Source organism: Otoolea muris, assembly GCF_943193115.1.
Classification (GTDB): Bacteria; Bacillota; Clostridia; order Lachnospirales; family Lachnospiraceae; genus Otoolea; species Otoolea muris.
On the sequence record NZ_CALPCY010000003.1, the window covers coordinates 55,317 to 65,041 of the forward strand.

Below are 9,725 nucleotides of genomic sequence, written 5' to 3' on the forward strand. Positions count from 1 at the left end.
GCTACACCAGCTTCGCCAGAATGCCGTTCACAAACGAAGGCGAATCGTCCCCGCCGAACCGCTTGGCCAGCTCCACGGCCTCATTGATGGCCACCTTGTCCGGCACATCCTCATCATAGTGGATCTCAAACAGGGCCAGGCGCAGGATCGTCAGCTCCACCTTTCCCATCCGCTTCGTGGTCCAGCCTTTGGCAACCCCATTGATCCGCGCGTCCAGGTCAGGAATGAGCTCCATGATGCGTCCCACCCTGGTTCTCACATACTCGCTGTCAAACACATCCAGCGCCGGGCTGTGCAGCACCACGCTCGCACCGTCCGGCGTATCTTCCTCCTCCTGCGGCTCTGTAAAATACTGCTCAAGCTGTTCCCCTGTCTCCCCCGCCGGATAAAAGTCGGCGCAAAACAGCAGCTTAAAGCAGTGCTCCCGCAATTCTCTTCTGGTCATACTATGTCCTCCTGATCCTTCCTGGCCGGCCGCGCCGCCCTGCCCGCAGGGAAAAACGCCGCGCCTGTATTCTAAGCTCCCATTATAACGTAAGACTATGATTTTCACAAGGGGTGGGGGATTGTGCTTTTTCCAAAGTATACCACAATTCCCGGGTTACAACAATGAATTATGTATAAAATGCGTGAAAGTTGAGGGATTGCCGGTAGCAGCATTAAAAACCGCTCATTATTGAAAGCGGAGATGGGAATGATATAATGGAAATGAACAGAAACATAAACAGGGAGGTCCGGCTATGGAGAAAATATACGCCATGAATGAACTACAGGCAATTATCTGTCCGATTCTGCGGGATTACGGCGTGCGCCGGGCGTATCTTTTCGGCTCCTATGCCCGTGGGGAGGCTACAGCGCAGAGCGATATCGATCTGCGGATTGACGGGGGCAGAATCCGCTCCATGTTCGGCCTGGGCGCCCTTTACCATGAACTGACGCAGGCGTTAAAGAAACCGGTGGATCTGGTGACAACAGAGGCCCTTTCCCATGACGCGAATGCAGCAAGGACGCAGGAGTTCCGTGAGGGGACAAAAGACTCCGTTTACCGGCCGGCTATCAAAGGCATGAGGAACCTGTTCGCCCATAATTACGGCGCTGTGGATGTGGGGCTGGTATGGGAAACGGCGGTTTCGGACATTCCTGTCCTGCGCGAGTTCTGTGAGCGGGCAATAAGGAGGTTCCGTTTTCCGGAACAGGAGGAAGGCCGGGGCGGCGGCATGGAGCGATGACGGCCCCCTAAACCATAAATGTACTCCCGGAATCTCGCTGCGCCTGATTTTGTGAGATTCCGGGAGTACATTAAAAATCCAGAAAGCCCGCCGCTCTATATAAAATCCAAAAAATACCCCGCCATCAGATAAACCGACCTCTCCAGCGCCTCCTCCGCCGGAAGGAAGCAGTCGCTGTGCAGCGGATACGCGCTCTCACAGCCCATAAAGAAGTAAACCGACGGCGCCCTTTCCCCGTAAAAGGAAAAGTCCTCCCCAATCAGCGTGGGATTCACCTCCGCATGCACAGCCTCCTTCCCCAGAATCTCCCGCGCGCCTTCGGCAAACCGCTCCGTCAGCGCCGCGTCATTGATCACCGCCTGGTAGCCGTCCTCGATCCCAACCGCTGCATTTCCCCGGTAGGCGGCGGCAATCTCTTTCGCCACCTCCCGAACCCGCCGGTGGACAAAGGCCCGCGTCTCCGGATTCAGGCAGCGGATCGTGCCCTCGATCTGCGCGTGGTCGCACACGATGTTGTAGCGCCCCTCGGTCTGAACGGAGCCGATGGAGATAAGGGCTGTCTCAAAGGGGCTGATCTCCCGGCGGATCTTGTGTTCGACCGCGCTTATAATCTCCGCCGCAATGGAGATCGCGTCCACTCCCTTCTGGGGTTCCGCCGCATGGGCTTTTTTTCCCGTCACTGTGATGTTAAGCTTATCCGAGGAGGCCATAAGCGCCCCCTTTCTCAGCCCGATCTCCCCAATCTTAAACTCCGGCCACATATGAAGCCCGTAAAACTCCTCCACCCGGAAACGCTCAAATATCCCTTCCTTCAGCGCTTCCTTCGCGCCGCCTTTTGGGTTGCACTCCTCCGCCGGCTGGAATACGATCAGGACATTTGCCCTCAGCCGCTCCCTCAAAGACCATAAAACCGCCGCCAGGCCCGCTGCAATCGCTGTGTGCATGTCGTGGCCGCACGCGTGCATCATGCCCGGGATCACAGATGCGAACTCCGCTCCGGTCCTCTCCTCAATGGACAGGGCGTCGAGATCCGCCCGAAAGCCCACGCTGCGCGTTTTTTTGCAGTCAATGTACACATATCCGCCAGTCATATTTGTAAAGCTGCAAAACGGGACGCCGCGTCTCTCGAGAAAGTCCTTTACCCGTTTCGTGGTACCCGTTTCGTGGTACCCCTGTTCCGGGTGCGCGTGGATACTTCTACGGAGCCGGATCAGCTCCTCTCGTATCTGATCCAGCTCCTCCCTGACCGCGCGCTTACTTGAAAATACTTTCATCCACTTCAATTCCCAGACCTGGCGTGTCCGGAACCGTCACAAAGCCGTCATTTACCTCAAAATCTTCCACGATAATATCATGCTGGTGCAGCGGCCCGCCCAGCAGCAGATCCCCCGGAAGGGATACATTCGGCGTCGCGGCCGAAAAATGGATGCTCGCCGCGGAACCGATCCCCACCTCCAAGTTGCTGCCCGCCGTGGCCAGAAGCCCTTCCGCTTCCAGGGCGGCGGCGATCTTTTTCGCCATCGTGAGCCCGCCCACCTTTCCGACCTTAATATTTACATAGTCGCAGGCCGACTCGCGAATCATCTGCCCCACGGCGTGGAAGTCGGAAACCGATTCGTCCGCCATAACCGGCGTTTTCAGCCGTTCCCGCAGCATCTTCATCCCCCGGATATCCCAGCGCCTGACCGGTTGCTCGATGCTCTCCAGCCCGAACTCCTCCAGACGGCCAAATACCTGCAGGGCCGTCACAGCGTCATACCCCTGGTTGGCGTCCAGGCGCAGCGGAACATCGTCCCCCACCTCGGCGCGGATCCGTTTTACCAGGGCTGTATCCGTCTCCGGCGTTCTCCCCACCTTGATTTTGAGGACGCGGTAGCCAAGCTTCAGCTTTTCCTTCGCCTCCTCAATGGACGCGTCCAGATCCTGCATTCCTACAACCCAGCTTAAAGCCACCCTGTCGCGGTATTTTCCTCCCATAAGGCGGCAGGCCGGAACCCCCGTCAGCTTTCCCATGGCGTCGTAAAAGGCCATGTCAAGCGCCGCCTTGGCCGCGTAATTCCCGTAGATCGCCGCATTCATCTTTTCGTGGAGGCGATCCGTGTGAAATACGCTCTCACCTGCAACGGCATCGGCCAGGTAGCGTTTGATCACCGTCTCCATCGTATACCCTGTCTCGCCCATAAAGGCCGGGGACGGGGCCGCCTCCCCGTATCCCGTGACACCCTCGTCTGTTTGAATCCGCACCACCGCATGGGCCCTTGTCGTCTGCTCATAGAGCGATATCTTCCACTGTTTTTTCAGCGGGAGCTCCAGCACCTTCACTTCCACGTTTTTTATGATTCCTGTTTTCATACTTTTCTCTCCTGTCCGGCATACTCATATACGAGGCGGCCGGCCTCCTGGTTCAGCCGGATCCCGTGCATATTGTCCTCCAAATCTTTTGTCAGGACTGCAATGAAACATGCCTGTCCCTTCACATATAGAATCCCCGCGTCATGCTCCGTGCCCGGCAGATCCCCGGTTTTGTGAGCAAATCCGCTGTGTTCCCCAAAGAAAACCGGCAGCTTATTGTTGCACTGCTGTCTCCTCAGGATGTCGGTCATCTCCTCCGAATCCGCATCGTTTCGTATCGCCTCATACATCCGCTCCATATCGGCCGCGCTGGTTTTGTTTTCCAGTCCCCGCTCCTTTGCCGCGGCGTCCATCATCTTCCGGTTCAGCTCCGTTTCCGAAAGCCCCAGGGCCCTGATCTCCCTGTTTACCGCGTCCATCCCCAGGAAATCGATCAGCCAGTTCGCCGCCGTATTATCACTCACAGTGATCATCAGCACTGCCAGATCCTTCCATGTGAGCGCAAGGCCCGGCTCCAGATCCTTTAAAATCCCAAAGCCGCTAACCTTATGCCTCTCCTCCATGCGGACGCGCTCTCCCAGAAAAAAGCCCTCTTTTTTTCTCTTATAAAGGGTAAACAGGATCGGGAGCTTAATCAGGCTGGCCGCCGGAAATACCTCCCTCTCGCGAAATGCGATCCTCTCTCCTGTCGTTAAATTCTTCACAATAACGGCGCTTGTCCCGGAACAAATCTCTCTCTGCCTCTGAATGGCGTTTTTTAACTCTTCCAAATGCTGTCCCTCCTATACGCTCCAGCCCGGATAGCTTGCCGGCCGGCGATCGGCATACATGGGAATCGTCTCCCTCACCTGGCGCACCTTCTCAAAGTCCGCGCACCCGCTCACAATGCCTTCCGCTTCGTCTCCCTCTGCCACAATCTCTCCCCACGGATCGATGATCAGGGAATGGCCGAAATACGTCGAGCCTCCCGCCGCCCCCACGCGGTTACAGGCAATCACATAGAGCTGGTTTTCAATCGCCCTGGCTGTCAGAAGCGTCCGCCAGTGCTTCACCTTGGGATTGGGGAAATTGGACACGACGAGAATCGCCTCTGCCCCGCGCACCGCATACGTCCTCGACAGCTCCGGGAAACGGATATCATAGCAGGTCATCATAGCCATGGGCCCGAATTCCGTTTCAAACACCGGCATCTGCGTTCCGTGTGTGAACGCCTGATCCTCATCCATGGCGCTGTACAGATGCATCTTCCGGTATTTGGACACGACCCGGCCCGTGCGATCCACAAACCAGACTGTATTGTAGATGTTTTCCCCCTCCTTTTCCGGAAACGAGCCGGTGCAGATGCAGACCTTTCTGGAAGCGGCCAGCTCCTTAAACAGGCGCAGCGTCCCGCCTCCATTCTCCTCTGCAAACCGTTCGATCTCTTTAAATACCTCCTCCGAATAGCCGGCCGTGCACGTTTCCGGAAAGACAATCAGGTCCGCCGGTTCCCGGCCGTTTGCCGTAGCGCACGCCTCGTCCACAAGCTCTCTAATCCTCTGCCGGTTCCCGGCCGGATCCCTGTAAATGGTATCCATTTGTACCAGACGGATTCCAAACATCACGCTCCCCCTTTCTCACAAAAACTGATACAGCACCGCGCGGATAATTACATACGCAATCGAGAGCGCTGTGATAATCAGGCCGTTTTTAATCATACTCTTTAAGTCCTTTGAGCGCGCCAGGCCCATCTGCCCCACCATATCGCCGGTCGGATAGGCAAAAAAGGTAATCTGGGAGCCCACCAAAAGCACCAGGGACCACAGATGGGCCGGGAGTCCCAGCGCCTCTGACATGGGGAGAAACAGATCGTAAAGCACCTTCTCCTGCGCCACAGCCGCGCCGGACACACCGAAAATCCCCACCAGCGTCGCAGCCACCATAAAAACCGGGGCCCCGCCCATGTCAATCAGGGGATTGAGAAGGCCGGCAATCGCATCAAACGCCCCGGATTCCGTCACAAAATTCAGGAACGGATCATAGAGGACAAACAGAATGAACAGCCAGAACATCTTGGAAGCGCCTTCTACCAGAAGCTTTAAGATATCCGTGACGCTCACTCCCGCGGACAGGCCGGTGACGAATGCGACTGCGAACATCACGGTCAGCGCATAGGACGCTCCCGCCTTCATCACGATTCCATAGATAATCAAAAGAAGCATCGCAATCCCGAATACAGCGGTCGCCCGGTTCGTCACCGCGTCCGGGGTAAATTCCCCTCCGGCGCTGTCCTTATCGCTGTAGCTCTCCACGCCCTCATACTTTTTCTGTGTTTTCTGAGCCACTATAAACGTACTGATCCAGATGAGCGCCGAAACCGGAAGTCCCACATGGAGAAGATACGAGCCGTAAGAAATCCCCGTCAGGCTCATGGTTGTGACAACCGAGGGGACAAACGGCCCTAAGAGAAGCCCCGTCGCCCCCGCGCCGTGAAGCAGCACGCCCAGCGTATTCGGCGTGATCCCAAAGCTGGCGACAATCGGAATGATGATCGGGGCCAGAATCGCATTCGAGCCGGCCATAGAGCCTAACATAGAAACAAGCAGAACCGACGAAAACATCGTAGCAAGCATAGCCTGGGTTTTATTTTTCACCCCGGTTTTCGTGACGACCAGATGAACAATATTCTGCGCCACTCCCACCTTTGTCAGGAGATGCCCCAGCCCGGCGCCCATCAGGATAATAAACCCAATGAGGCCCATAAACGATCCCAGAGCCGCATTCAGCGCATTTCCGACGCTCAGCAGATCCTGTCCCGTCAGCGCGGCCCCCAAAAGCACGCAGAGCAGCACCACGGTCAGCATGTCCTTTCCCTTAAAGGACAAGATGATATACAATACCATCGGCAAAAAACCAAGAAGCGCAGGTAGTCCGAAAATCATATTGTAATCCTCCTTTAACATGTATTTATAACTTTCTCCGGAAGATTCTAATTATGTATCGCCGATCACATGCACGTCGGTTTTTCCCCGCAAAATCCCGCTTTTAACGCCCGCTTTCCCCGCCATTTCCACAAATCCGGCACAAAAAGACTGCTTCATCTGTCTCCTGTATCCGAACGGCTTCAGCCATATGGCAGCGCCCGCGGCATTATAACTCCGGTCATTTTTCCAAATTTTAGTCCGGGTATCCTTGCATTTTATCGTATTTTCGCGTATACTAAGAAAAGGGAGCTATCATATAATTGTCTGAATGGCCCACATGCAGCATTATGTTTTAGTTCCTCTTTTAATCAGAATATTCTGGGAAAAGGTTATATCCCGCTGTGTCTAAGAAACATCATAAATTGTTTCCTATAAATACAATCCATATTCGATGGCTATCTCATCCTGTCTCTTCATCCGCTCCAGTGAGCGCTCCCGATCCCTCCTTCCCACCGCCGCGATCAGAGCGTTGGCCACGGTCATTGCATTCACAAACGAATACGTGTCCGGCGCCTGCCTGGCCAGCAGCACACAGTCCGCCTTTAAAGCAATGGGCGAGGAATAGCTGTCCGTGATCGCGATAATCTTACTCCCCGCCTCATTTAGATAAGAAACGATATTATACGTCGCCCGGGTGTAGCGCTCATAACTGACCGCGATCAGCACATCCTCTGGCGTGATAAACTGAAGTTTATTCGATATATCTCCCAGCCCCTCTGACAAAAGTTCCACGCAGTCCATAAATTCCTTGAGCATAAAATACAGGTAATACGCCACGCAGAAGGAAGAACGCGCTGCCGTGATATAGACTCTCCGCCCCGTCCCGACAAGCTCTGACGCCTCATATAAGCTCTCCTTTAATCCCTCGCCGTAAAGCTTTCTCAGCGAATCCACATTCCGCTCAATCATCCCCTCCAGGATGTCCTCCTCCCCGTCTGACGTGATCGAGCTCTTCAGCTCCCGCATGGGAACCACATCCCGGCGGACCAGATCCGATACGCTCTTCTGAAACTCCGCATAACCGTTATACCCCAGCTCCCTCGTAAACCGCGTAATGCTCGCCGGGCTTACCTCCGTCTTTTCCCCCAGTTCGACAATGGACAAAAAGGGGATGGAGTGGATGTTCTCTCTCATAAAGTCAGCCAGTTTCTTCTGTTTCTTCGTAAACTGGGCATATCCTGCCTCAATTTCGTTCAGTACATTTCGTTCCACTTTTTTGTTCCTCCGTAATTCTATTATAGAGGCTTTGGAGGCAAAAGTCAATAATTTTTGAAAATATATTTTCATATTTATAATTTATGAAAATATATTTTCATTTATGTTTTATTTAGCAGCTCAATGCTATATGATACCAGGATCAAACGGTCTAAAATCCGATGCAAGCTCGCTTGGAGGAGGATTTTTGAATGTTTTTGAGGATCGCGGGCATTGGTTGATTGTGAGAAGGCCGCTATTGATCGTTTCTGTATTCAGCGGAACCCCGCTCCCGCTCGGAGAAAAGCGCAGCGGATGCTAAGGAACTGTCAAGAAATAACTTTTCATATTGCTTGTCTTTTTCTCCGATAGTACCACTCAAAAATTAGTTACATAGCCCACTATGCGCCTGATTTTTGAGTGGCGCTCTCGAAGAAAAATCCTGCGCACTATTGAAAAGTTATTTCTTAACAGTTCCTAAGCTCAATAAGACCTCGCTAAGCACCGGCGGTTTTCTACGGGTTCCTTATGAATACAGAAACGATCAATGTCTGCGTTATCGGCAGGCCATGAGGCTTTGCCTGCATATCTGGTATAGCTGAATTATAAGAAACTATACTCTGAAATTTGAGATAAAAATGTGGTATTTGAATTTAAATATCTGATAGTCAAATCAAAGACTCAAAAGAACGGAGAGGCGCAAATATGTATGCAAAAGCAAATTCTTCCAGCGTTATCACAATCCCTGTCTATGATGATACGGGCGAACGGATCCGGTACAATGTCTTTAAATCAAAAATATTGGCGCGCCACGCAAAAGACGGGACACTGTATCCCTATGATATTTGAGGACAAAAAAAGAAACGAGCAGGCCGCCTGAGCAGTAGCTGTACGGTCGAAAAACTCATTTCTTTCTATAAGCTATATTCTAACGGAACAGGGCAGTTTTGTAAAAGGTAAAAATCTTATATCTTCCTGACTGTAAAAAGGCAGCTTATCTCATCGTCACTCGCTTTCCGTCTCCTCTTCTTTCAATTTATCTATTATCTCCTGCAAGGATCTCATCGTTTCTTCTTTAATGCGTTCTATCTCATCTTCAGTATGTGTGTAATAAAATGAGGGCGGAAATATCCCCCAGCAGCTACCCCCCATACTGTACCACATACTATCCATATGCTGCAGCTTTATCCGAAATTTTATCTTGTCTATTATTTTCTTAACCATCTTTATGAGTTTTTTTAAAATATTCATCATCTGTATGTTCCTTTCTTATTGATCCCTATCGCAGATCCCGGACGCCCTGTCTCCTCAGGATTTTCTGCGCCGGAACTTTCTTTTCCTGTGTCCGCTATTCCGGCAGAGCTTCCCTCTGCCGTTTTCTTTTATACTACTTATTATACATAACCCCTTTCCCCCTCCCGTCTTATTGAATTAGTCATTATCAATGCAATATCTGATTTAACCAGATATCCTGATCAAAATATATAGTTTAACAATACATAATTCGATATCGTCTAGGATACAATCTTATATAAGGAGTGGCGAAAAAATGTTTGAAGATTTGTTTTATGAGCGGCTGGTAAAACTGAGAACTGAAAAGGGCGTATCCGCGCGGGACATGAGTTTATCGATTGGGCAAAGTTCCGGGTATATTAATGGTCTGGAAAACAGAAATGGCTATCCCTCAATGCTGGTATTTTTCTATATTTGCGAATACCTTGGCGTCACGCCGTCCGAGTTCTTTGACGACAATATTAACTGTCCTGCCAATTACAGGGAAATCATAGAGGATATGAATGCTTTGGACAGCGATCAGCTTCAGAACATTAAAGCCATCATCAAAGGATTAAAAAAACGCTGAATTCTGTGCCGATTGGAAATCCGGTTCCTCTGAATAGGAATCCGGCCTCTTCAAATACCTTTTTCGCGGGCGGGACAGCCGGCGCTTCCTGCGCAGCCTCCGGCCTGTCCCTCTCCCTATGCGCTC

Annotated in this window: 11 protein-coding genes; 3 read left to right on the forward strand and 8 right to left on the reverse strand. The window is 52.1% G+C overall.

Annotation, left to right across the window (positions count from 1 at the left end):
• Window position 1: 1 nt before the first annotated feature.
• Window positions 2–445 (reverse strand): transcription antitermination factor NusB, encoded by a 444-nt coding sequence (nusB, locus tag NFS31_RS03295; RefSeq protein WP_251491584.1) that lies wholly within the window; start codon window positions 443–445, stop codon window positions 2–4.
• A gap of 295 nt (window positions 446–740) precedes the next feature.
• Here nusB and NFS31_RS03300 point away from each other — a divergent pair, with 295 nt between their 5' ends.
• A complete protein-coding gene (locus NFS31_RS03300) occupies window positions 741–1,229 on the forward strand; it encodes a HepT-like ribonuclease domain-containing protein (protein ID WP_251491586.1) in 489 nt (162 codons plus the stop codon).
• Between the two features lie 95 nt (window positions 1,230–1,324).
• Here the strand turns inward: NFS31_RS03300 and NFS31_RS03305 are convergent, their stop codons facing one another.
• The 6 genes from NFS31_RS03305 to NFS31_RS03330 form a co-directional block, all read right to left on the reverse strand.
• Window positions 1,325–2,503, reverse strand: coding sequence for a M20 metallopeptidase family protein (locus NFS31_RS03305; protein ID WP_251491588.1), 1,179 nt, complete (start codon window positions 2,501–2,503; stop codon window positions 1,325–1,327).
• Window positions 2,484–3,581: a mandelate racemase/muconate lactonizing enzyme family protein gene (locus NFS31_RS03310; RefSeq protein WP_251491590.1), complete on the reverse strand. Its 1,098-nt coding sequence runs from the start codon at window positions 3,579–3,581 to the stop codon at window positions 2,484–2,486. The genes NFS31_RS03305 and NFS31_RS03310 overlap by 20 nt, the downstream gene beginning before the upstream one ends.
• Entirely contained in the window at window positions 3,578–4,351 is a 774-nt protein-coding gene (locus tag NFS31_RS03315) for a serine hydrolase (protein WP_251491592.1), read from the reverse strand. The genes NFS31_RS03310 and NFS31_RS03315 overlap by 4 nt, the downstream gene beginning before the upstream one ends.
• 12 nt (window positions 4,352–4,363) lie before the next feature.
• Complete coding sequence (locus NFS31_RS03320) at window positions 4,364–5,182, reverse strand: carbon-nitrogen family hydrolase (RefSeq protein WP_251491594.1); 819 nt, start codon at window positions 5,180–5,182, stop codon at window positions 4,364–4,366.
• A 15-nt stretch (window positions 5,183–5,197) separates the two neighbouring features.
• Window positions 5,198–6,502, reverse strand: a complete 1,305-nt coding sequence (locus tag NFS31_RS03325) for a GntT/GntP/DsdX family permease (RefSeq protein ID WP_251491596.1) — start codon at window positions 6,500–6,502, stop codon at window positions 5,198–5,200.
• Window positions 6,503–6,913: 411 nt separating this feature from the next.
• Entirely contained in the window at window positions 6,914–7,756 is an 843-nt protein-coding gene (locus tag NFS31_RS03330) for a MurR/RpiR family transcriptional regulator (RefSeq protein WP_251491598.1), read from the reverse strand.
• A gap of 687 nt (window positions 7,757–8,443) precedes the next feature.
• On the opposite strand from NFS31_RS03330, the gene NFS31_RS03335 reads away from it, so the two are divergent.
• The gene (locus tag NFS31_RS03335) at window positions 8,444–8,587 is read left to right on the forward strand and encodes a hypothetical protein (RefSeq protein ID WP_251491600.1); all 144 of its coding nucleotides are present in this window, start codon (window positions 8,444–8,446) and stop codon (window positions 8,585–8,587) included.
• 156 nt (window positions 8,588–8,743) lie between these two features.
• Here NFS31_RS03335 and NFS31_RS03340 read toward each other — a convergent pair whose 3' ends face one another.
• Window positions 8,744–8,992: a hypothetical protein gene (locus tag NFS31_RS03340; RefSeq protein ID WP_251491602.1), complete on the reverse strand. Its 249-nt coding sequence runs from the start codon at window positions 8,990–8,992 to the stop codon at window positions 8,744–8,746.
• Between the two features lie 295 nt (window positions 8,993–9,287).
• Here NFS31_RS03340 and NFS31_RS03345 point away from each other — a divergent pair, with 295 nt between their 5' ends.
• Entirely contained in the window at window positions 9,288–9,599 is a 312-nt protein-coding gene (locus tag NFS31_RS03345) for a helix-turn-helix domain-containing protein (protein WP_251491605.1), read from the forward strand.
• Window positions 9,600–9,725 lie beyond the last annotated feature (126 nt).

Bases quoted from the DNA above. Each gene is read 5' to 3' on its own strand.
- nusB (WP_251491584.1), bottom strand. From the start codon at position 445: ATGACCAGAAGAGAATTGCGGGAGCACTGCTTTAAGCTGCTGTTTTGC.
- NFS31_RS03300 (WP_251491586.1), top strand. From the start codon at position 741: ATGGAGAAAATATACGCCATGAATGAACTACAGGCAATTATCTGTCCG.
- NFS31_RS03305 (WP_251491588.1), bottom strand. From the start codon at position 2,503: ATGAAAGTATTTTCAAGTAAGCGCGCGGTCAGGGAGGAGCTGGATCAG.
- NFS31_RS03310 (WP_251491590.1), bottom strand. From the start codon at position 3,581: ATGAAAACAGGAATCATAAAAAACGTGGAAGTGAAGGTGCTGGAGCTC.
- NFS31_RS03320 (WP_251491594.1), bottom strand. From the start codon at position 5,182: ATGTTTGGAATCCGTCTGGTACAAATGGATACCATTTACAGGGATCCG.
- NFS31_RS03325 (WP_251491596.1), bottom strand. From the start codon at position 6,502: ATGATTTTCGGACTACCTGCGCTTCTTGGTTTTTTGCCGATGGTATTG.
- NFS31_RS03335 (WP_251491600.1), top strand. From the start codon at position 8,444: ATGTATGCAAAAGCAAATTCTTCCAGCGTTATCACAATCCCTGTCTAT.
- NFS31_RS03340 (WP_251491602.1), bottom strand. From the start codon at position 8,992: ATGATGAATATTTTAAAAAAACTCATAAAGATGGTTAAGAAAATAATA.
- NFS31_RS03345 (WP_251491605.1), top strand. From the start codon at position 9,288: ATGTTTGAAGATTTGTTTTATGAGCGGCTGGTAAAACTGAGAACTGAA.